Source organism: Plasticicumulans acidivorans (genome assembly GCF_003182095.1).
Taxonomy (GTDB): domain Bacteria; phylum Pseudomonadota; class Gammaproteobacteria; order Competibacterales; family Competibacteraceae; genus Plasticicumulans; species Plasticicumulans acidivorans.
Genome location: NZ_QGTJ01000001.1, coordinates 63,050 through 85,209 on the forward strand (window position 1 = coordinate 63,050; position 22,160 = coordinate 85,209).

Annotated in this window: 17 protein-coding genes; 9 read left to right on the plus strand and 8 right to left on the minus strand. The window is 69.3% G+C overall.

The features are described from left to right. Positions 1-11: 11 nt before the first annotated feature. A complete protein-coding gene (locus C7443_RS00235) occupies positions 12-758 on the minus strand; it encodes an MlaA family lipoprotein (protein ID WP_110016569.1) in 747 nt (248 codons plus the stop codon). Next, on the minus strand, positions 745-2,049 hold the full coding sequence (locus C7443_RS00240) for an alpha/beta fold hydrolase family protein (protein ID WP_110016570.1): 1,305 nt from the start codon (positions 2,047-2,049) through the stop codon (positions 745-747). Before C7443_RS00240 ends, C7443_RS00235 begins: the two co-directional genes overlap by 14 nt. Before the next feature lie 238 nt (positions 2,050-2,287). Between C7443_RS00240 and phoU the strand changes: the two genes are divergently transcribed. After that, positions 2,288-3,055 carry a phosphate signaling complex protein PhoU gene (gene phoU, locus C7443_RS00245; RefSeq protein WP_110016571.1) on the plus strand — a complete coding sequence of 256 codons (768 nt, stop codon included), beginning with the start codon at positions 2,288-2,290 and terminating at the stop codon, positions 3,053-3,055. Here the strand turns inward: phoU and C7443_RS00250 are convergent. After that, the gene (locus tag C7443_RS00250; protein ID WP_110016572.1) at positions 3,052-3,927 is read right to left on the minus strand and encodes a LysR substrate-binding domain-containing protein; all 876 of its coding nucleotides are present in this window, start codon (positions 3,925-3,927) and stop codon (positions 3,052-3,054) included. The two genes, phoU and C7443_RS00250, sit on opposite strands and share 4 nt — an antisense overlap. A gap of 132 nt (positions 3,928-4,059) precedes the next feature. On the opposite strand from C7443_RS00250, the gene C7443_RS00255 reads away from it, so the two are divergent. From C7443_RS00255 to C7443_RS00285, 7 genes are all read left to right on the plus strand, one after another. After that, positions 4,060-5,220: a 2-aminoethylphosphonate--pyruvate transaminase gene (locus tag C7443_RS00255; RefSeq protein ID WP_110016573.1), complete on the plus strand. Its 1,161-nt coding sequence runs from the start codon at positions 4,060-4,062 to the stop codon at positions 5,218-5,220. Between the two features lie 35 nt (positions 5,221-5,255). After that, positions 5,256-6,083, plus strand: a complete 828-nt coding sequence (gene phnX, locus C7443_RS00260) for a phosphonoacetaldehyde hydrolase (protein ID WP_110016574.1) — start codon at positions 5,256-5,258, stop codon at positions 6,081-6,083. Beyond that, positions 6,080-7,471 carry a (R)-1-hydroxy-2-aminoethylphosphonate ammonia-lyase gene (gene pbfA / locus C7443_RS00265; RefSeq protein WP_110016575.1) on the plus strand — a complete coding sequence of 464 codons (1,392 nt, stop codon included), beginning with the start codon at positions 6,080-6,082 and terminating at the stop codon, positions 7,469-7,471. Before phnX ends, pbfA begins: the two co-directional genes overlap by 4 nt. Further along, positions 7,468-8,694 (plus strand): NAD(P)/FAD-dependent oxidoreductase, encoded by a 1,227-nt coding sequence (locus C7443_RS00270; RefSeq protein ID WP_110016576.1) that lies wholly within the window; start codon positions 7,468-7,470, stop codon positions 8,692-8,694. Before pbfA ends, C7443_RS00270 begins: the two co-directional genes overlap by 4 nt. Positions 8,695-8,868: 174 nt before the next feature. Continuing rightward, a complete protein-coding gene (locus tag C7443_RS00275; RefSeq protein ID WP_110016577.1) occupies positions 8,869-9,888 on the plus strand; it encodes a putative 2-aminoethylphosphonate ABC transporter substrate-binding protein in 1,020 nt (339 codons plus the stop codon). A gap of 83 nt (positions 9,889-9,971) precedes the next feature. After that, on the plus strand, positions 9,972-11,144 hold the full coding sequence (locus C7443_RS00280; protein WP_246004480.1) for a putative 2-aminoethylphosphonate ABC transporter ATP-binding protein: 1,173 nt from the start codon (positions 9,972-9,974) through the stop codon (positions 11,142-11,144). Beyond that, positions 11,141-12,832: a putative 2-aminoethylphosphonate ABC transporter permease subunit gene (locus C7443_RS00285; RefSeq protein WP_110016578.1), complete on the plus strand. Its 1,692-nt coding sequence runs from the start codon at positions 11,141-11,143 to the stop codon at positions 12,830-12,832. Before C7443_RS00280 ends, C7443_RS00285 begins: the two co-directional genes overlap by 4 nt. A 2-nt stretch (positions 12,833-12,834) precedes the next feature. Here C7443_RS00285 and C7443_RS00290 read toward each other — a convergent pair whose 3' ends face one another. The 5 genes from C7443_RS00290 to C7443_RS00310 form a co-directional block, all read right to left on the minus strand. Further along, positions 12,835-13,080, minus strand: a complete 246-nt coding sequence (locus C7443_RS00290; RefSeq protein ID WP_110016579.1) for a hypothetical protein — start codon at positions 13,078-13,080, stop codon at positions 12,835-12,837. 102 nt (positions 13,081-13,182) lie between these two features. Then, entirely contained in the window at positions 13,183-15,525 is a 2,343-nt protein-coding gene (locus C7443_RS00295; RefSeq protein ID WP_170123422.1) for a DUF3141 domain-containing protein, read from the minus strand. A gap of 241 nt (positions 15,526-15,766) precedes the next feature. Beyond that, entirely contained in the window at positions 15,767-16,780 is a 1,014-nt protein-coding gene (locus tag C7443_RS00300; RefSeq protein WP_246004481.1) for a dihydroorotate dehydrogenase-like protein, read from the minus strand. Positions 16,781-16,785: 5 nt separating this feature from the next. Continuing rightward, positions 16,786-20,418, minus strand: a complete 3,633-nt coding sequence (gene nifJ, locus C7443_RS00305) for a pyruvate:ferredoxin (flavodoxin) oxidoreductase (RefSeq protein WP_110016582.1) — start codon at positions 20,416-20,418, stop codon at positions 16,786-16,788. A 103-nt stretch (positions 20,419-20,521) separates the two neighbouring features. After that, positions 20,522-20,890 (minus strand): winged helix-turn-helix transcriptional regulator, encoded by a 369-nt coding sequence (locus C7443_RS00310; RefSeq protein WP_110016583.1) that lies wholly within the window; start codon positions 20,888-20,890, stop codon positions 20,522-20,524. A gap of 144 nt (positions 20,891-21,034) precedes the next feature. Here C7443_RS00310 and C7443_RS00315 point away from each other — a divergent pair, with 144 nt between their 5' ends. Then, positions 21,035-22,129, plus strand: coding sequence for an alkene reductase (locus C7443_RS00315; RefSeq protein ID WP_110016584.1), 1,095 nt, complete (start codon positions 21,035-21,037; stop codon positions 22,127-22,129). The last annotated feature ends 31 nt before the right edge of the window (positions 22,130-22,160 follow it).

The window sequence follows — 22,160 nt, forward strand, 5'->3', positions numbered from 1 at the left end:
CACGCCGGCGCTCAGCGCCCGATGTCGATCTCGCGCTTTTTCGTGTACAGCAGGCGCAGCAGCTCATATTCGAACGGCGAACCGCTCTGGTAGTAGCGAAAGGCGATCGTGCTGCGCAGGTCGACGGCCTCGAAGCTCGCCATGACCACCGCCTGCCCCCAGTTGCCGAACAGCAGGTCCGGCTGCCAGGCGCTGCGCGCCGCGAAGTCCACACCGCGGCCGACACCGTCACGCAGGGATGACGGGCCGAGCAGCGGCAACACCAGATACGGCCCGCTGCCGACGCCCCAGTAGCCGAGCGTCTGGCCGAAATCCTCCTGCGGCTGCGGCAGGCCGAGACCGTCGGCGACATCGAACGCGCCGAGCAGACCGAAGGTCGAGTTCAGCGTCACCCGCGCCAGCGCATCGAGCGTCTTGCGGCCCTGCAGCTGCAGCGCGGCATTGATCATCGTGTCGATGTCAGCAACGTTGTTAAAGAAATCGTGCACGCGGTTGCGGGCAAATTCCGGCGTCACGGCACGGTAGCCGCGCACCACCGGCAGGAACACCGCCTCGTCGAACCAGGCGTTGAAGCGGTACATGCGCCGGTTGAAGCCCTCCCAGGGATCCTCGATCAGATCGAGCTTGGCCAGCCCGACGCGCTCGGTGCTGGCCTGTGCCGGTGCGGCGATCGGCGGGGCGACCGCGGCGCAGCCGCCGGCCAGACTCAACAGTGCAGCGAGCAGCGCTGCGACCGCGGTGCGTTCAATGCGACGCATGTGCCACCTCCGTGCGCGGAGCGCCGAGCAGCGCGATCACATCGGCGAGGAATTCCGGTCGCGCCAGGTTGCCGCCGTGGCCACCGTGGGCGTGGATGCGGGCGCGGCGGCCGAAGGTCGTGCGCAGCCAGTCCACTTCATCCCGACCGAGGATGATGTCGTCGGCATTGGTGACCACACCGATGTCCGGGCTGCGGCGCAGGAAGCCGCCGACCTGCATCAGGCTGCTCTCGTCGATCAGCCGGTCGAGCGTCAGCGCCGGGCGTTCGCGCTGCACCTGCGGCAACAGGAAGCGGCGCACGTAATCGCGAAAGCTCACGCCGGCGCTGACGCGCAGGTAACCGCTCAGGGAATCGCTGGTCTGCAGCGGGTAGCCGGCCGGCTTGAGGAACCCCGCATCACGCATGACATCGGCGACGAACAGCATGCTCGCCTCCGACAGACGAAACGCCGCGCCGATCAGCGCACCGATCGCATCGCTGGCCTGACGGCCGCGGCCGAGCGTGTGGAAGACGAATTCGGCATCGAAGGTCATGTCCTCACTGCTCGAATACACCGCGGCGAAGCGCTCGAAGATGTCATCGACGAACACGTCGAAGTGCGCGAGCCCGCCGGGGATGTTGTCTTCGAGCAGTGCATCGAGCCGGCTCACCGAATTCCACAGGCTGACCGCCGGGTTGACCAGCACCACGCGGCGCAGCCCGAGCCGGTGCTCCTGCGCATCGCGCGCCGCCAGCAGCCCGGCCTGCGTGCCGCCGAGGCTGAAGCCGACCAGATCGACGGCGCTGATCTGCAGCTGTCCGGCCAGCCGCTCGCGCAGATCCTGCAGCACTGCGTACAGGTCATCGACGTCGCCGAACAGGTAACCGGGCAGCGAGCGCTGCGAGGCGGCGACGATGAAGCTCGCATGCGTCGGCGACGGCACCGTGACTACATGCCAGCCGGCCTGGTACAGCGCCCGGCGCAGCGTGCGCATGCTCGATGAATCGGCATCGGCGCCGGTACCGGCAATGACGAAGGCGAGCGGCGCGGCGCCGGGCTGTGCCGCCACCGTGTAGCGCATCGTGCCGGCGAACCACAGCACGTCCGGCACCGGGCGCCACGGGTAGCGCACGTATTCGTATTCGACGGTCGGCACGTCGTCGGCCGGCAGCAGGCCACCCTCGGCCGCGACGCCGCTGATCGTCGCCAGCAACGGGTCTTCCGGTACCGGTCGGGTGGGCGGCGCGGCGTGGGCAAGCGGCAGCAGCAGGAGCAGACAACAGGCGAGCAGGCGCGGCAATGGCGTCATGGATCGACCTCGGGGATGGGGCGAAAGCGGTAGCGGACACGACAGAGGGCCAGACGCAAAGGACTGACGAAGAACGGATGATGCCCGCATGTCCGTGAACATGGACAGCCTGTGGCGCGTACGGTTTCCGCCGACACGCAACTGTCACTGAACTGTCATGCCCCTGCGCCACGCTGCGCGGCGGCCGCTCCGCCGCACGGCCCGTCGGCGGAGCACGCGCCCCTGACGAGGAATTCCCATGACTTTCGATACCGGCGAGCACATCGTCAGCAGTTATGACGAGAAGATCAGCGAGCTGCGCCGAACGGTGCTGGAAATGGGCACGCTGGCACGTGAGCAGCTCGATGCCGTCAGCATGATCCTCGGTGAATACGAGCGCGCTGCGGCGCTGGCCATGGCGGGTCGCGTGTTTGCCCGTGAGGAGCGCATCGACCAGTGTGACAACGACGCCGAACGGGCGATCGAGCTGCTGCTGGCGCTGCGCGCACCGCTGGCCGGCGATCTGCGCCACGTACTGTCGCTGACCAACGCCGCGCGCGAACTCGAACGCATCGGCGACGAGTGCCGCAAGATCGCCGCCCTCGGCAGCGAGCTCGGTCACCGTGGCACCACGCGCCGTTCGCTGCTCGAAGACAGCGTGCTGCCGCTGCTGCCGCTGGCGACCGCACTGCTCGATGACGCGCTCACCGCGCTGCGCGACCACGACGTCGACTTCGCACAAACGCTGCTGAATCGCGACGACGCACTCGATACGGCGTTTCGCAAAGCGCTCAATCGCCTGTCCACGGTGATGAGCGAGAACCCGGCGATGATCCAGAGCGGCATCGATCTGGTGCAGGTGGCCAAGGCGCTGGAGCGCATCGGTGATCACTGCGAGAACATCGCCGAGCACATCGTGTTCTGCGTGCGCGGCAAAGAAGCGCGCTACGCCGCCTACTACGCCGCCCTGCAGGCGCAGATGACGGGCGCTGCCGCCGCGTCACACAACAGCGGCGACGCCGCCTAATCCGCCGCCAGCGCCGGCAGCAGGCTGAAGAACGCCCGCACCGGACGCATCTCGCGCCGCCGCTCCAGGCAGGCCAGATACTGCGTGTGGTGGATGTCGGCATCCGCAAACCCCAGCGCATGGAAGCGCTCGTCCCGACCGAGCTCCGCCGCGCTGATCACCCCGATCCCGAGTCCGGCAGCGACGGCTTCCTTCATCGCCTCGCGACTGGCGATTTCCAGCATCCGCAGCGGACGCACGCCACGCTCGCGGCAGACCGCCTCGACACTGCGGCGGGTCACCGACTGCGGCTCGCGCATCACCATCGGCACCCCATCGAGCTCGGCGAACGCCAGGCTCGCGCGCCCGGCCAGCGCCCACGGGTGGCTGCGGGCGACGATGGCGACGATCGGATGGCGCTGAAACGCCACCGCATGCAGCGCCGGATCGGCGGCGAGCTCGGCGAGCACCGCCAGATCGCAGCGCTCGGCGAGCAGATGCGCCAGCGTGTCGCGGGCATTGCCCATGGTCAGCGCCAGGCTCACGCCGGGGTAACGCGTGCGAAACGCCGCGAGCAGCGGCATCAGCAGGTGCGGACCGTCGGCAGCGATCTCCAGACGCCCTTCGTGCAGCTCGCGGGTGGCTTCGAGCAGGTCGGCCGCCTCGTCGGCGGCGGCGAACAGGCGACGGCTGATCGTCGCCAGCTGCCGGCCGAGTTCGGTCGGCTCGATGCCGCGGCCGCGCCGCTGGAACAGCGTCACGCCGTAGTAGTTTTCCAGCGCCTTGACGTGCGCCGTCACCGCCGGCTGGCTGACGCTGAGCCGCTCGGCGGCACGGGTGAAGCTGCCGTCACGGGCGACGGCATCGAAGGCGCGCAACTGGATCAGATTCACCGGTTCCCTCCCCTGCGATGAGCAGGTCCAATCCATAATGCAGACTTATTTCAGACATCCAGAATAACGATTGGATGAATGAAATATACGACGCGCAGGCTATCGGCATCGTTGCAGCACGGACTCACCGAGATGACCCAGAGCGCCCTCCCCGCCGACCCCTGGCTGCTCACGCCCGGCCCGCTCAGCACCGCCCGCGCCACCCGCGAGGCGATGTTGCACGACTGGGGTTCATGGGATGCCGAATTCCGCACGTTGACCGCCGGGGTGCGCGGCGCGCTGCTGGCCATCGCTCACGGCGAGGCCAGCCACGTCTGTGTGCCGGTGCAGGGCAGCGGCAGCTTCGCCGTCGAGGCCACGCTCGGCACGCTGATTCCGCGCAGCGCGAAGACGCTGGTGCTGGCCAACGGCGCCTACGGTAAGCGCATCGCCGAGCAGCTGAGCGTGATGGGGCGGGCCTGCGAGGTGCTCGACACCGGCGATTACCTGCCGCCCGAGCCGGCCGAGGTCGAACGCCGGCTGCGCGCCGACCCCGAGCTCGGCTGGGTCTGCGTCGTGCACTGCGAGACCTCCAGCGGCATCCTCAATCCGCTGGCGGCGATCGCCGAAGTGGTCGCACGCTGCGGCCGCGAGCTGATCGTCGACGCGATGAGCAGCTTCGCCGCACTGCCGCTCGACCTGCGCGAGCTGCCGGCGGCGGCGCTGATCGCCTCGGCCAACAAGTGCATCGAAGGCGTGCCCGGCTTCGGCTTCGCGCTGATCCGCCGCGAGCGGCTCGCCGCCAGCGCCGGCCAGGCGCACTCGCTGTGCCTCGACCTGCATGCCCAGTGGCGCTACTTCGAGCGCAGCGGACAGTGGCGCTACACACCACCGACCCACGTCGTCGCCGCCGCCGCCCGGGCGCTCGAACTCTATGCGCAGGAAGGCGGCCAGACCGGGCGCCTGGCCCGCTATACGCGCAACGCCGAACGCCTGGTCGCCGGCATGCAGGCGCTGGGTTTTCGGCCGCTGCTGGCGCCGCGCTGGCGCTCGCCGATCATCGTCAGCTTCCTGGTGCCGGGCTCGGCGCGCTTTGACTTCGAGCGCTTCTACCTGGCGATCAAGGCGCGTGGCTACGTCATCTACCCGGGCAAGCTGACCTCGGTCGACAGCTTCCGCATCGGCGTCATCGGCCAGCTGTTCGATGCGCAGATCGACGGCGTGCTCGCCGCCGTGCGCAGCGCGCTCGATGAACTCGACATTGCCGACGGCGCGCCGGACCCGGCCGTCGTCGCCGCCCAGCCCGCCTTCTGAGCCGGCGCCCGCCGCCAGACACCTGAGCCAAGACCATGACCTACCGTTACCAGCGCCGCTACAGCGGCCCCGTGCGTGCCGTGATCCTCGACTGGGCCGGCACCACCGTCGACTTCGGCTCGCTCGCGCCGGTCACCGCCTTTTGCGAGCTGTTCGCCCGCCACGGCGTGGCGATCAGCAGCGCCGAAGCCCGCGGGCCGATGGGCAGCGAAAAGCGTGAACACATCCGCCAGCTGCTCACCGCGCCGCGCATCGCCAGCGCCTGGCACGCGCGCAACGGCGCCATCGACGCAGCCGGCATCGACGCGCTCTACGCCGAGTTCATCCCGCTGCAGCTCGCCGTGCTCGAAGCCAGCGGCGTGCCGGTGCCCGGTGCGCTGGAAGCCATCGGCGCACTGCGCGAGCGCGGCATCGCCATCGGCGCCAACACCGGCTACAGCCGCGAGATGCTCGACATCGTCGCCCGCGTCGCCGCCCACCACGGCTACCGGCCGGACAGCAACGTCTGCGCCACCGAAGTGCCGCGCGGGCGGCCCTGGCCACACATGAGCCTGAAGAACGCCATCGAGCTCGGCGTCGACTGCGTGCAGGCCTGCGTCAAGGTCGACGACACCGTGCCGGGCATCGAGGAAGGACTCAACGCCGGCATGTGGACGGTCGCTGTCGCCGTCAGCGGCAACGAACTCGGCCTCGACCTGCCGAGCTGGGACGCGCTCGCCGAGGCCGAGCAGCAGCGCCTCGCCGCCGCCGCCCGCAACCGGCTGGCGCGCTGCGGTGCGCATTACGTCATCGATTCGATCGCCGAGCTGCCGGCGGTGGTCGCCGATATCGACGCCCGCCTCGGCCGCGGCGAGCAGCCGTGACAGCCAGGCCCGGCCCGCCGGCGCCGCGCCCCGGCGAGGGTGACACCAATACCGGCTCGCGCCGCGCGCAGTGGCAGGCGGCGCAGCTCGGTCCGCACTCGCGCGCACTGGTCAAGCGCGATGCCGCGGTGTTCCTGCGCCAGTCGGTGTCGACGCCCTGCCTGAGCGCGGTGGTGCGCGCCGAAGGCAGCTGGATCGAGGACGCCGACGGCCGGCGCTATCTGGATTTCCACGGCAACAACGTCCACCACATCGGCTACGCCCATCCGCGCCTGCTGGCGGCGATCCGCGAGCAGCTTGATGCGCTGAGCTTCGCGCCGCGCCGCTTCACCTGCGAGCCGGCGGTGGCGCTGGCCGAGAAGCTCGTCGAGCTGGCGCCGGCCGGCCTCGAACGCGTGCTGTTCGCCACCGGCGGCTCCGATGCCATCGAAATCGCGCTCAAGCTGGCCCGCGCCGCGACCGGACGCTTCAAGACAATCTCTTTCTGGGATGCCTTTCACGGCGCCGGCTTCGGTGCCGCCAGCGTCGGCGGCGAGGCGCTGTTCCGCTCCGGGCCGATCGGTCCGCTACTCAGCGGCTGCGAGCATGTGCCGCCGTTCGCCTGCTACCGCTGCCCGTACGGCCACCGCGGCCGCGACGGCGCGCCGCCCTACCCCGACTGCGGCCTGAGCTGCGCGCAGATGGTGCGCTACGTGCTCGAACGCGAGGGCGACGTCGCCGCGGTGATTGCCGAACCGGCGCGGGTGGTGCCCTATCTGCCACCACCGGGCTTCTGGCAGAGCGTGCGCGAGGCCTGCGATGCGCACGGCACGCTGCTGATCTTCGATGAAATTCCGAGCGGCCTCGGCAAGAGCGGACGGCTGTTCGCCTGCGAACACGAGGGCGTCACCCCGGACATCCTGGTGCTCGGCAAGGCGCTCGGCGGCGGCGTGCTGCCGATCGCCGCCACGCTGTGCCGCGCCGAGCTCGACGTCGGCGCCGACTGGGCCTTCGGCCATTACACGCACGAGAAAAACCCGGTCACCGCGCGCGCGGCACTGGAAACCCTGGCGATCATCGTCGACGAGGGTCTGGTCGAGCATGCGCGCGCACTCGGTGACTACGCCCTCGGCCGCCTGCGTGCCCTGCAGCAGCGCCACGCGCTGATCGGCGACGTGCGCGGCCGCGGCCTGCTGCTCGGCGTCGAGCTGGTGCGCGACCGCGTCAGCCGCGAGCCGGCGAACGCCGAGGCCGAAGCGGTGCTCTACGCTTGCCTGAGCCGTGGACTGTCGTTCAAAACCACGCTCGGCAACGTGCTGACGCTGACGCCCCCGCTGACGCTCAGTCGCATGGAAATGGACCTGGCGCTCGACATCCTCGATGACGCCCTTACCGAGACCGGCACATGAAGCCACTCCCCCCGAACGCAGACCTGATCGTCATTGGCGGCGGTGTCATCGGCCAGTCCGTGGCCTGGCACTACGCGCGCGCCGGCTACGGCCGCGTGCTGTTGCTCGAACGCGGCATGCCGGCGGCGCAAGCCTCCAGCCAGGCCGCGGCGCTGCTGACACGCTTGCGCGAATCGGCCGAACTGATGGCCTTCACCCGCCGCACCGACGCGGCGATCGACGAACTCGAAGCCGAACTCGGCGAACCGCTGGACCGCCGGCGCAGCGGCCAGCTGCACGTCGCCGCCAGCGAGACCGCCGCCGACCGCCTGCAACAGCTGGCCAGCCTCGCCGCACGCACCGGCGAGCCCTGGGAATGGCTCGGCGCCAGCGCCGCTCAGCGCCTGGCACCGTGGCTGGCGGCCGACGCCATCCGTCAGGCACTGCTGCTGCCGGCGGAAAGCTGGATCGATCCCTACCGCCTGGCGATGGCCTACGGCCGCGCCGCCCGCGGCCACGGTGCGCGCCTGCAGCCCGGTGTCGAGGTCACCGCGCTGCAGGTCGAGCGCGAGCGCGTGGTCGGGGTCGAGACCACGCGCGGCGCGGTCGCCGCCGGCTGCGTGGTCGACGCCAGCGGCGTCTGGGCCGGCCTGCTCGCCGGCCCCTACGGCGGCAGCCTGCCCTTCGCCGCCGTGCGCAGCCAGTACTGGATCACCGCCAGCGCGACGCCGAAATTCCCGCTGACGATGCCGGTGGTGCTGCTGCCGGACCTCGGCCTCTACGCCCGCCCCGAACTCGGCGCCCTGCTGTTCGGCGTGCGCGAATCGCGCTCGGCCGTGTTCGACGCCCGCACCCTGCCGCATGACATCGAGGGCTTCGACACCGGCGATGGCTGGCCGGCGCTGGCCGGCATCGCGCCGGCGCTGGCGCGACTGAGCCCGACACTGATCGAGGTCGGCATCCGCCACCACGTCAGCGGACTGTCCACCTACACGCCGGACGGACGTTACGTGCTCGGCGCACTGCCCGGACTCGACGGCCTGCTGGTCGCCAGCGGCTGCTGCGGCAGCGGCGTCGCCGCCTCCGGCGGCATCGGTCAGGCACTCGCCGAGCTGGCCGCCGGACGCACGCCGTTCGTCGACCTCGCGGCGTTTGCGCCGGCTCGCTTCGGCTCGATCGATCGCTTCAGCCCCGACTGGCTTTCACGCTGCGGCGCGGCACGCGCCGGCAAACGCGGCGGCTGAGCCGCCACAAGCCCCGGCCAAGACCACGTCCGGCAGCCGCCGGCGTGGTCCTTGCGGCTGCTCTGAAAAAACTTCAAGCTCATGAATTAAATGAATTTTCTGTCACAACTTTAACGCACCTGCAACATTCGGCGAGGACACTGCGCGGCGTCTGCCAACCCGACGAGGCTCCGCATGTTCCCCTCTCGTATCAAGCTGATCACCGCCCTGCTGCTGGCCGGCTTCGCCGCCGGCGCCCACGCCAAGACCGAGCTGCTGGTCTACACCGCCGTCGAGGCCGACGAGCTGGCGAAATTCAAGGCGGCCTTCGAAGCCGACAATCCCGACATCGAGATCAAATGGGTACGTGACTCGACCGGCATCATCACTGCCAAGCTGCTGGCCGAAAAAGCCGCGCCGCAGGCCGACGTGGTCTGGGGGCTGGCGGCGACCAGCCTGCTGGCGCTGGCCAAGGAAGGTTATTTCCAGCCCTACGCGCCGAAGGGCCTCGATGCGCTGACGCCGGCCTACCGTGACAGCGAAAACCCGCCGCGCTGGATCGGCCAGCGCGCCTGGATCGCCTCGCTGTGCTTCAACACCGCCGAGGCGGCGAAGCTCAACCTGCCCAAGCCGAGCAGCTGGGCCGACCTGACCAAGCCGGTCTACAAGGGCCATGTCGTCATGCCGAACCCGGCGTCTTCGGGCACCGGCTTCCTCGATGTTTCCAGCTGGCTGCAGATGTGGGGCGAAGCCAAGGGCTGGGCCTACATGGATGCGCTGCACGAGAACATCGCCCAGTACACGCACTCCGGCTCCAAGCCCTGCAAGATGGCCGCGGCCGGTGAAACCGTCATCGGCGTCTCCTTCGCCTATCGCGGCGCCAAGGAAAAGACCAAGGGCGCGCCGATCGAGGTGATCGCACCGAGCGAAGGCGTCGGCTGGGATCTCGAATCGTTCGGCATCGTCAAGGGCACCTCGAAGCTCGAAGCGGCCAAGGCGCTGGCTGACTGGTCGGTCAGCCGCAAGGCCAACGAGATGTACAACGAGGAATATGCCGTCGTCGCCATGCCCGGCATCGCCAAGCCGGTGCCGAACTTCCCGGCCGGCATCATCGACAAGATGATCAAGAACGACTTCGCCTGGGCCGCCGAGCATCGCGAGGCGATCCTCGGCGAGTGGTCGAAGCGCTACGACGGCAAGTCCGAAGCCAAGTAACTCCCCCTGCGCGCACGCCCGCTACGGCCGCTGCCGGGCGGGCGTCATGCATTCAGGGCCACTCCTCACGCCGGAAATCGCCGATGCCGATGAGCGCCACCGAACTGCCCCCTCATGCCCCGTCCGACACGCATGACGCGCCTCGCGGCCCGCACCCGCTGCGAGCGCCGGTCGCGGCAGCAACGCCGTATCTGCGGCTGCACAACCTCAGCAAGCGCTTCGGCAGCAGCGTGGCGGTCGATGATGTTTCACTCGACATCGAGCGCGGCGAATTCGTCTGCATCCTCGGCCCGTCCGGCTGCGGCAAGACCACGCTGCTGCGGGCGATCTGCGGCCTCGATCCGCAGAGCTTCGGCCGCATCGAGCAGGACGGCCGCGACATCTCGCAGCTGCCGCCGGCGGCGCGCGATTTCGGCATCGTGTTCCAGTCCTATGCGCTGTTTCCGAACCTGACGGTGGCGCAGAACGTCGCCTTCGGCCTGGAAAACCGCCGCCAGCCGCGCGCCGCGGTGCGCAGCCGCGTCGCCGAGCTGCTGGAGCTGGTCGGCCTGCAGGCGCTGGCCGGCCGCTTCCCCAGCGAGCTGTCGGGCGGCCAGCAGCAGCGCGTGGCGCTGGCGCGTGCGCTGGCGCTGGCACCGGGCCTGCTGCTGCTCGACGAGCCGCTGTCGGCGCTCGACGCGCGGGTGCGCGTGCACCTGCGCCACGAGATCCGCGCGCTGCAGCGGCGCCTCGGCCTGACCACCCTCATGATCACCCACGATCAGGAAGAGGCGATCACCATGGCTGATCGCATCGTGGTGATGAACCGCGGCCGCATCGAGCAGATCGGCACGCCGGAAGCGATCTACTGCGAGCCGGCGACGCCGTTCGTCGCCGGTTTCGTCGGCACGATGAATTTCATCGACGCCGAGGTCGACGCCATCGGCCGCGCGCGCATCGGCGAGGTCGCGCTCGACTGCACCGTCGAGGCCTTTCCCGGCACGCCGGTCCGCCTCGCGGTGCGCCCGGAAGATGTCCTGCTCAGCACCGACGAGGACGCCCTGCACGGCATCGCCGTCGAGGTGCGCGCGCTGGAATTCCTCGGTCCGGTGCTGCGGCTGACGCTCGGTGATGCCGCCCTCGGCGCGCGCGTGCTGTACGCCGATCTGCCGGCGGCGCAGGCGCGGCAGTGGGGGCTGTCGCTCGGCGTGCGCCTGATGGCGACCATCGAGCCGACGGCGATCCGCGTCTTCCCGCACGACGGAGCCGGCGCATGAGCGCGGTGCTCGGGCCGGTGGTGACGCGCGACGCCAACGCCTTCTGGCTGCGCGCCGGGCTGTGGCTGCTGTTGGCTTATCTCGGCGTCACGCTGCTGCTGCCGCTGTATGCGCTGCTGTCGCGCAGCGTCGAGGATGCCGCCGGGCATTTCATCGGCCTGGCCAATTTCGCCGAATACCTGTCGCGGCCGGCGCTGCGCGCCTCGCTCGGCAACAGCCTGCTGGTGGCCGGGCTGACCACGCTGATCGTCACCGCGACGGCCTTCGTCTACGCCTACGCGCTGACGCGCTCGTGCATACCGGCGCGCGGCGCCTTCCGGCTGGTCGCGCTGTCGCCGCTGCTGGCGCCATCGCTGCTGCCGGCGATCGCGCTGGTGTACCTGTTCGGCCGCCAGGGCGTGATCCGCGACTGGCTGTTCGGTGAGCCGATCTACGGGCCGATCGGCATCGTCATCGGCTCCTGTTTCTGGACCTTTCCGCATGCGCTGACCATCCTGCTGATCGCGCTGGCCGGCGCCGACGGCCGTCTCTACGAGGCGGCGACCGCGCTCGGCAGCAGCCACTGGCGCACCTTCCGCACGGTGACGCTGCCGGGCGCCAAATACGGCCTGATCAGCGCCGCGCTGGTCACCTTCACGCTGACACTGACCGACTTCGGTGTGCCCAAGGTCATCGGCGGCGACTACCCGGTGCTGGCCACCGATGTCTACAAGCAGGTGGTCGGCCAGCAGAATTTCCGCATGGGCGCGGTCGTCGCCATCGTGCTGCTGCTGCCGGCGCTGGCGGCCTTCATCCTCGAACGGCGCATCGGCCGTCATCACTCGGCGCTGTCGAGCCGTGCCCAGCCCTATCTGCCGACGCCGCGCCCGGCGCGCGACTGGCCGCTGTTCGCCTGCTGCTCGCTGCTGGCGGTGGCGCTGCTCGGCATCCTCGGCATGGCGGTCTACGCCTCGCTGGTGCGGCTGTGGCCGTATGACCTGACGCTGACGCTGGCCAACTACAACTTCGATCTGCGCGACGGCGGCAGCTGGCTGGCGTATCGCAATTCACTGTGGCTGGCGACGCTGACGGCACTGGCCGGCACCACGCTGGTGTTTCTCGGTGCCTGGCTGTGCGAGAAGGTGCCGGCGCTGCCGTGGCTGCGCGGCCTGATCCACATGCTCGCGCTGCTGCCGATGGCGGTGCCGGGGCTGGTGCTCGGCATCGCCTACATCCTGTTCTTCAACCATCCGGGCAATCCGCTGCACGGCCTTTACGGCACGCTGGCGATCCTGGTGATCGCCACGGTCGCGCACTTCTACACCGTCGGCCACCTCGGCGCGGTGACCGCGCTGCGCCAGCTCGACCCGGAATACGAAGCCGTCGGCGCCTCGCTGCGCACGCCGGCCTGGCGGCTGCTCGGCCGCGTCACGCTGCCGCTGTGCCTGCCGGCGCTGCTCGATCTGGCGATGTATTTCTTCGTCAACGCGCTGACGACGGTTTCGGCGGTGGTGTTCCTGTATTCACCGGACACCGTGCTCGCCGCGGTGGCGATCCTCAACATGGACGATGCCGGCGACGTCGCCGGTGCGGCGGCGATGGCGGTGATGATCTTCCTGACCGCCGCCATGGTGCGGACGCTCTATGCCCAACTGAGCGCCCGCCTGCTGCGCCGCCTGCAACCCTGGCGCGCCGGCAGCCGGGCCTGATCTCAGCTGCCCAGCACCAGCAGCTGCGGCTGCAGCTCGCTGCCGTTCCAGAACTTGCCGCGCAGGGCCTTGACCACGGCCTCGGCCTCGGCGGCGGAAACGTCGAGGCGGAAGCTGGCCGCCGGGGCCGAACCGTCGCCCGGCAGCAGCTGCGCGTCGTGGGCGTCGGCCAGGCCGTGCTCGGCGAGAAAGCCGGTCAGTGCTTCGAGTGTGGTGTCGGCAGGAATACCGTTGAGCAGGATGACCATCGAGTCACTCCTCAGGATCGGACATGGAAAGCGGGAAGGTGCACGTCTGTGCACCTGCAGCATACGACTGCCGCCACCGCCCTGCCCACCGCGACGGCCTCCTCAGCCGGCGGCCGGCCCTGTCGCCTCTGCCTGCGGGTGCACCAGCGGCAGCCGGGCATGCAGGTCATGGATCGCCGCGGCGACATTCGGCCGCTGCACCAGATCGAGCGGCACGATGGCATCGAGCGCCTGCAGCGTGCGCGCCCGTTCGGCCGGGTCGGCGAGCATGCGCGGCAGGGCATCGAGCGCGGCATCGTGAGCGTAGGCAAGCACCGTACTCTGCGCATGCACCAGCTGGCGCAGCGTGTCGCTGTCCATGCCCTCGAACAGGCCGGTGGCGCGGGCGCGCTCCAGCGTGCCGGAAAGCGTCTCGGCGTCGAGCTCCCCGGCGGTGCCGGCCAGCTCCACCAGCATGCGCAGCAGCGCGCCGCGCGCGCCGCCGGCATCGAGATGGGCATCGACGAACTCGGCGACGCGGTCTTCGGTGGCGCGCTGCTCCGCAGCCGCCGGGGCGTGCTGATCGAGGCCGACACCGAGCGCCGCCAGCCAACCGTAAAGACCGTAGAAGGCCAGCTCGCAGGCGTTGTCGCGCAGGTCGCGCCCCCACAGGTTCATCCACGCTTCAAGACCGTGGGCGAAGGCGCGCTCGGCGAGCACGAAGGGGTTGTCGACGGCCGCCGCTTGGCGCTGCGCGCGCGCCGCTTCGGCGAAGGGCTTGATGGCGAGCAGCCAGGGATTGAAGTCCGACAGGCCGTAATGCGCGACACGCAGCGGCAGCGCCTGGCGGCTCAGCTCGGCGCTGAACTCCGAACTGCCGGCCTTGATCAGCGGCGCGGCGAACAGCTCGTAGGCGTGGCGGTTGAACTCGGAGACCGCGCGCACCACCTCGAAGTAGCGCTCCTCGGCGCGGGTGTCGTGATCGAGCGTGAGCAGATCGCCGAGCGAGCGTTCGGCGAAGCTGACGCGGTAGCGCGGATCGCCGCTGGCGTTGCGGCCGTCCTCGCTCAGCAGCATCTCGTAAAGCCCCGGCGGCAGGCGTTCGATCTCGTCGAGCGTGCCGACGATGCGGTCGTATTCCTTACGCGCGATGCCGCCGGAGACGAAAATGCCGAGGTGACCGATGTGCAGGTGGCGCAGGTAGACGATGGTCTGCCCGGCGGCGCGGATGGCGCGGTCGTCGGGGTAGAGATCGGCGATCCAGAACAGCGCCTGCTCCGGCGGCGTGATGTTGTCGCCCTCGGAGCAGAACACCACGATCGGCGAGCGGATGTTGCGCAGGTCGAGCAGGTGACCGTCGGGGCCGCGGATCTGGCGGCTGGCGAGGTGATTGCCGACGAACAGCTCATCGACGATGGCCTCGATCTCGTCGCCGTTGAGCAGCGAATAGCCGCCCCACCATTTCTCGAAGTGCAGGAAGCGCGCCTCCTCCTGCTCGGCGTTCTCGAACAGCGTGTAGTACTTGCCGAAGTAGCTGTTGCCGGGGTTCAGCCGCTCGAAGTTGTCGACCAGCAGGGCACCGTCGAAGCGGCCGTTGCCGAGGTCCGACAGCCAGTGCGCGGCCCAGCTGCCACCGGTGAGGCCGCCGGTGTAGCGCATCGGGTTCTGCCCGCTGCTGCCGGCCCAGTACGACAGCGGCGCACCGTTGATGACGATCGGCCCGACCAGCGAGGGATCGGCCGCTGCCAGCCCCATCACCGCCCAGCCGCCCTGGCAGTTGCCGATGATGCAGGGCTTGGGCGCCGCCTCGTGACGCTGGCGCACCTCGCGCAGAAAGCGCGCCTCGGCGCGGGCGACGTCGGCCAGCCGCTGGCCGGGCACCGGCTCGGGACGGAAGATCACGAAATACACCGGATGGCCGGCGCGCAGCGCCACACCGACCTGGGAGTCGTTCTTGAAACCGCCGATGCCGGCACCGTGGCCGGCACGCGGATCGACGATGACGTAAGGCCGCTTGAGCGGATCGACGCTGATGCCGGCCGGCGGCACGATGCGCACCAGCGCGTAATTGCAGGGGTGCTCCGCGAAGGTGCCGGCATCGAGCAGAACTTCGTAGTCGAAGCTCAGCATCGGCGGGCGCCCGGCCAGCGAATGCTCGATGTATTCGTTGCCGCGCTTGCGCATCACGTCCCAGAAGATCAGCCCGCGCTGCGCGGCATCGCCCAGGTACTCGGCCAAGGCCTGCGCCAGCTGCAGCGGCGAGCCGACGGCACCGAGCGTGGCGTACAGCGCCGCGCTCTGCTCGGCGCCGGCCTTTTGCAGACCCAGCTGCGTATCGCGCAGGCGCCCGGCCTGATCCTGGCCGACGGCGGCGAGGCGCTCCTGCCATTGCGTGAGACGCTCGGCGATCTGCACGAGATGTTCGGCCTTGTCGTCGGCGTCGTTTTGCAAGCGCTCTGTAAACATGGATATTTCCTCCTCAGTGCGAATCGCTCCGTGATTCCCCGCCGGCATCATCGGTCTCACGCGGCAACACGTCGATGCGCCACGGCCGCCAAATCTGTGCGCCGCAGCACGCATCGGCAGTCTGCGAGCCGCAGATGACAGCGGCATGCGTCACCCCCAGACAAACAGCGACCCCCGTCGCCATCTCGGCCACGGGGGTCGTCGGTCTGCAGCGGCACTGTTCAGGAGGCGGCCGGCGGCCTCAGCGCCACACGCCCGGGGCGCTCTCCCAGCTGTGCAGCGTCTCGCGGTAATGCACGCGCTCGTAGCCGCCCGGATCGGAGATGCGCGCCTCGCTCAGGCTGCCGCGCAGCTGCGCCACCGAGTCGTACTCACGCTCTTCCAGCCACTGCTGCATCGCGCTCAGCGTCTCGCGCAGGCGGCTGGCGCCGTGCTGCAGCAGGGTGCTGCACATCTGCACGGCATCGGCACCGACCAGCAGCATGCGCAGCGCCTCGTCGGCACTGTGCACGCCGCCGCTGGCGGCGATCGAGCAGTGCACGCGACCGCGCAGGATGGCGATCCAGTGCAGCGCCAGACGTACGTCCTCGGGGCGCGACAGCGAGGGCTCGTGCACCAGCTTCAGCGTGTCGAGGTCGATGTCGGGCTGGTAGAAGCGGTTGAACAGCACCACGCCGTTGGCGCCCTCGCCTTCGAGCCGGCGCACGAAGTGCGGCAGTGCGCTGAACTGCGGCGAGAGCTTCATCGCGATCGGCAGGTTGACTTCGGCACGCAGCGTCGCCAGCAGGTCGAGGTAGCGCTGCTCGACATCGACGGCTGACTCCGCCGGCGTGCCGGCCAGGTAGTAGACGTTGAGTTCGAGCGCATCGGCGCCGGCTTCTTCGAGCTTGCGGGCGTGGTGCAGCCAGCCCTCGCGGGAGACGCCGTTGAGGCTGGCAATCACCGGGATCGACAGACGCTGCTTGAGCTTGCTCAGCTGTTCGACGTAGCGGTCGAGCGTCGAGCGGTAAGCCGGCGGCTCCGGCAGGAAGCTGTCGGCCTCGCCGTGGCCGAGCGCCGCCTGATCGACGAAGCGCAGCCAGTTCTCTTCCTGCTCGATGATGTCCTCCTCGAACAGCGAGAACATCACCAGCGCCGCGGCGCCGGCATCTTCCAGCTTCAGTGCATGGTCGACGCTGCGCGACAGCGGTGAGGCGCCTGCGATCAGCGGGTTGGCCAGACGCAGTCCGAGATAAGTGGTGCTCAGGTCGCTCATGCGGCTCATTCCTCTGCTTCGTTCTTAGACATGTCCTGGGGAGCCGGCAGTTCGTCCTGAGCGAGTCCGGCCAGTTGTTCGTAGTGGTGGTAACGCGCCAGCACTTCGCGCTGAGCCTCCGCCGTCAGCCGCCCTGCGGTCAACGGGTCGGCGATGCGCAACATCTCGAAGCGGCCTTCGGTACGCGTGAAGTTCGCATACGGGATGCTCGGGCGCGCGCTGTCAAGCTTGAGCGGATTGCTGCCCGCCGCCGCCCGCCGCGGATCGAAGCGGAACAGCGGCCAGTGACCGCTGGCCACCGCCAGCTCCTGCTGGCGCAGATTGTGCGCGAGATCGACACCGTGAGCGATGCAGGGCGAGTACGCAATGATCAGCGACGGTCCGTGCCAGGCTTCCGCTTCGAGGAAGGCCGACAGCGTCTGCTGGTCCTTGGCGCCATAGGCGACGCGGGCGACGTAGACATGGCCGTAGTCCATCGCCAGCAGCGCCAGGTCCTTCTTGGCGACGCGCTTGCCGCCGGCGGAGAACTTGGCGACCGCGCCGCGCGGCGTGGCCTTGGAGGTCTGGCCGCCGGTGTTGGAGTAGACCTCGGTATCGAGCACCAGGATGTTGACGTCGCGACCGCTGGCCAGCACGTGGTCGAGGCCACCGTAGCCGATGTCATAAGCCCAGCCGTCACCGCCGACGATCCACACACTCTTGCGCTGCAGCGCCTCGGCCAGCGTCGCCAGCTCGCGGGCACGCGGATCGTCGATGCCGGCCAGTGCCGTCCGCAGCGCCGCGACGCGCTCGCGCTGGGCACGCAGCGCGGCCTCGTCGTCCTGCTTGGATTCGAGCAGCGCGGCGACCAGTGCCGGATCGAGCCGATCGCGCAGCGCCACCAGCAGCCCCTCGGCCTGCGTGCGCTGCTGGTCGAGCGTCGCACGCATGCCCAGACCGAACTCGGCGTTGTCCTCGAACAGCGAATTGCTCCACGCCGGCCCGCGGCCTTCGGCATTCGCCGCCCACGGCGTGGTCGGCAGGTTGCCGCCGTAGATCGACGAGCAGCCGGTGGCGTTGGCGACCAGCATGCGATCGCCGAACAGCTGGCTGGCGAGCTTCAGGTACGGCGTCTCGCCGCAGCCGGCGCAGGCACCGGAGAACTCGAACAGCGGCTCGAACAGCATCGCCGAGCGGATGATGCTCGGGCGCACCGCCGCCCGGTCGTGCTCCGGCAGCTCGACGAAGAACGCCCAGTTGGCCCGCTCGCTGGTGCGCAGTGCATCGTCGAGCTCGACCATGTTCAGCGCCTTGCGGCGGTTGTCGGACTTGTCGTGGATCGGGCAGACGTCGACGCACAGATTGCAGCCGGTGCAGTCCTCCGGTGCCACCTGATAGCTCAGGCGCAGGCTGCCGTCGTACTCCTTGCCCTTGGCCGCATCGTGCTTGAAGCCGGCCGGCGCGAGCGCCGCGGCATCACTGGTGAAGGCCTTGGAGCGGATCGCCGCATGCGGGCAGACCAGCACGCACTTGCCGCACTGGATGCACAGATCCGGCTCCCACACCGGGATCTGCAGCGCCAGATTGCGCTTTTCGTAGCGAGTGGTACCGACCGGCCAGGTGCCGTCGGCCGGCATCAGCGACACCGGCAGGCGCTCGCCCTGACCGCGGATCAGCGGCAGGGTGACGCGGGCGACGAACTCCGGCACGGCGCTCGGCGCGGCCGTCACGCATTCCTGCTCGCGGTCGCCATCGAGCGGCACCGGCACCGCGGCCAGCCCGGCAACGGTGGCATCGATCGCCGCGAAGTTCTGCTCGACCAGGCGCTGGCCCTTGCGCCCGTAGGTTTTTTCCACGGCGTGCTTGAGGGCGCTGATCGCATCCTGCTGCGGCAGCATGCCGGCGATGGCGAAGAACGCCGTCTGCATGATGGTGTTGATGCGCCGGCCCATGCCCTGCGCCTGCGCCAGCGCGTAGGCGTCGATCGCGTACAGCCGCAGCTCCTTGCGGCGGATGGTGCGCTGCATGGTCGGCGGCAGCGCCGCCCACACCCGCTCCGGCGCCAGCGGCGTGTTGAGCAGGAACACCGCGCCGCTCGCCGCCAGTTCGAGCAGATCGAAGCGACCGACGAAGGCCGGCTGGTGACAGGCGACGAAGCTGGCCTCGCCGGGGCCGATCAGGTAGTGCGAGCGGATCGACTGCGGGCCGAAGCGCAGGTGCGAAACCGTCATCGCACCGGACTTCTTCGAGTCGTAGACGAAATAGCCCTGCGCATGCAGGCCGGTGTGCTCGGCGATGATCTTGATCGCGTTCTTGTTGGCCGAGACAGTGCCGTCCGAGCCGAGGCCGTAGAACACGCAGGCGGTGACGCCGCGACCGGCGCCACTGCGCCAGTCGGGATCGAAGGCCAGGCTGAGGTGAGTGACGTCGTCATGGATGCCGACGGTGAAATGCCGACGCGGTGCCTCCTTGGCCAGATCGTCGAACACCGCCTTGGCCATCGCCGGCGTGAATTCCTTCGAGGCCAGACCGTAGCGGCCGCCGCTGACCCGCGGCAGACGGGCGAAGTGCGCCTCGCCGCATTCGGCCAGCGCCGTCAGCACGTCCTGGTACAGCGGCTCGCCGGCGCTGCCCGGCTCCTTGCAGCGATCGAGCACGGCGATCGCCCGCGTCGTCGGCGGCAGTGCGGCAACGAAGACCTCGCTGGCGAACGGCCGGAACAGCCGCACCTTGAGCACGCCGACGCGTTCGCCACGGGCGCGCAGTGCGGCGACGGCTTCCTCGGCGGTCTCGGCACCGGAGCCCATCAGCACCAGCACCCGCTCGGCACGCGGATCGCCGACGTAGTCGAACAACTGATAGCGACGGCCGCCGAGCGCGGCGAAACGCTCCATCGTCGCCTGCACGATGCCGGGCAGCGCGTCGTAGAACGGATTGACCGCCTCGCGGGCCTGGAAGAACACGTCGGGGTTCTGCGCGGTGCCGCGCACCACCGGGTGTTCCGGGCTCAGCGCGCGGGCGCGGTGGGCATGGACGTCGGCATCGTCGATCAGCCGGTGCAGCTGCGCGGCATCGACCTCCTCGACATCGTCGAGCTCGTGCGAGGTGCGGAAACCGTCGAAGAAATGAATGAACGGCAACCGCCCTTTCAGCGTTGCGGCGTGGGCGATCGCCGCCATGTCCATCGCTTCCTGCACCGAGGCCGAGGCCAGCAGCGCGCAGCCGGTGCCGCGCGCCGCCATCACGTCGGAATGGTCACCGAAGATCGACAGCGCATGCGTGGCCACCGCCCGCGCGGCGACGTGGATCACCGCCGGCGTCAGTTCGCCGGCAATCTTGTAGAGATTGGGGATCATCAGCAGCAGGCCCTGCGAGGCCGTGAAGGTGCTGGCCAGCGCGCCGGTGGTCAGCGCACCGTGGATCGCGCCGGCGGCACCGCCCTCGCTCTGCATTTCGATGACCTGCGGTACCGCGCCCCACAGATTGCGTTTGCCGTGGGCCGCCCACTCATCCGCCCATTCGCCCATGGAGGACGACGGGGTGATCGGGTAGATCGCAACGACCTCGCTGGCCAGATACGCGATGCGGGCGGCGGCTTCATTGCCGTCCAACACGATGCGCGTGCTGCTCTGAGCAATGTCTGCGGTCTCGGTCTGCATGATCCCTACTCCTTCAACAAGCTGGGGGAACCGCAGTGTCGCACCGCACCATTAAGGCAAGCCCTGACCCAGATCAGCTAAGTCCGTATCGTGGAGTTGAGTTTTACATTACGAAATTTTGCGGCATTGCAATATCATCGTCGCGCTGCAGGCAGTGCTGCAAACCCCAGGCGTGCATCGCCTCCAGCAACGGGCGCAGCGAACGGCCGTGCGCGGTCACCGCGTATTCGACGCGCGGCGGCACTTCGGCGTAGACGGTGCGGCTGATCACGCCAGCGGCCTCCAGTTCACGCAGCTGCTGCGTCAGCATCTTCTGCGTAATGCCCGGCAGCAGCCGGCGCAGTTCGCCGAACCGCAGCACGCCACCTTCGAGCAGATGCCAGACCAGTACCGCCTTCCACTTGCCGCCGATGACGTTCAGCGTCGCCTCGACCGGGCAGCGCATGTCAGCGGGATCACAGGATTCACCCATATCGTTCACCCAGGGTCTTTCACGCCGGATTGCTTCGGCGCTTTAGTATCAAAAAGGTGACTACATCACAAAACAGTACGTACTTGTCGAATAGATTCTAGGACCGATAATCGACTGCGTCATTCATCTGCCGGGAGTTTTTCGATGAGCCTCGACAAGCTGTTCACCCCCTGCGCGCTCGGCGCGCTGACACTTCCCAACCGCATCGTCATGGCGCCGATGACCCGCTCGCGGGCGGGCCAGCCCGGCGACGTGCCGACGGCGATGAACGCCACCTACTACGCCCAGCGCGCCAGCGCCGGCCTGATCGTCACTGAAGCCACGCAGGTGATGGACAAAGCCCAGGGCTACGCCTGGACGCCGGGGATTTTCACCGCCGAGCAGATCGCCGGCTGGCGGCTCGTCACCGACGCGGTACACGCCGCCGGCGGACGCATCTTCCTGCAGATATGGCACGTCGGCCGGATCTCGCACCCGGCGCTGCTCGGCGGCGTGGTGCCGATGGCACCGTCGGCGATCGCCGCCGAGGGGGCGACGGCCTTCATCGTCGATGAGCAGGGACCGCGCCACGTACCGACCGCCACACCGCAGGCGCTGGCGCTGACCGAGATCCCAACGATCATCGACGGCTTCGCGCAGGCCGCGCGCAATGCCGTCGCCGTCGGCTTCGACGGCGTCGAGGTGCATGGCGCCAACGGCTATCTGCTCGACCAGTTCCTCGAATCCGGCAGCAACCAGCGCAGCGACGCCTATGGCGGCAGCGTCGAAAAGCGCGCGCGCCTGCTGCTGGAAGTGGTCGATGCGGTGAGTGCGGCGATCGGCGCCGAACGCACCGGCGTGCGCCTGTCACCGCTCGGCCGCTTTAACGGCATGAGCGACGACGATCCGCTGGCAACCTTTGCCTACGCGGCCACCGAGCTCGACCGCCGCGGCCTCGCCTACCTGCATCTCAACGATCAGGGCAGCGGCGAGCCGGCGCAGAAGGATGCGATCTGGGCCGAGATCCGCCGCCGCTATCGCGGCACGCTGATCCTCTGCGGCGGCTATGACGCCGACAGCGCCGAAGCCGCGATCGCCAGCGGCCAGGCCGATCTGATCGCCTTCGGCCGGCCCTACATCGCCAATCCCGACCTGGTCGAGCGCTACCGCCGCGGCGCCGCGCTCAACCCGACCGATGAAGCCAGCATCTACGGCGGCGCCGAGCACGGCTACATCGATTACCCGGCACTGGCCGACTGAGTCCACCTGTCGGCTGCCGGCGTCGCCCGGG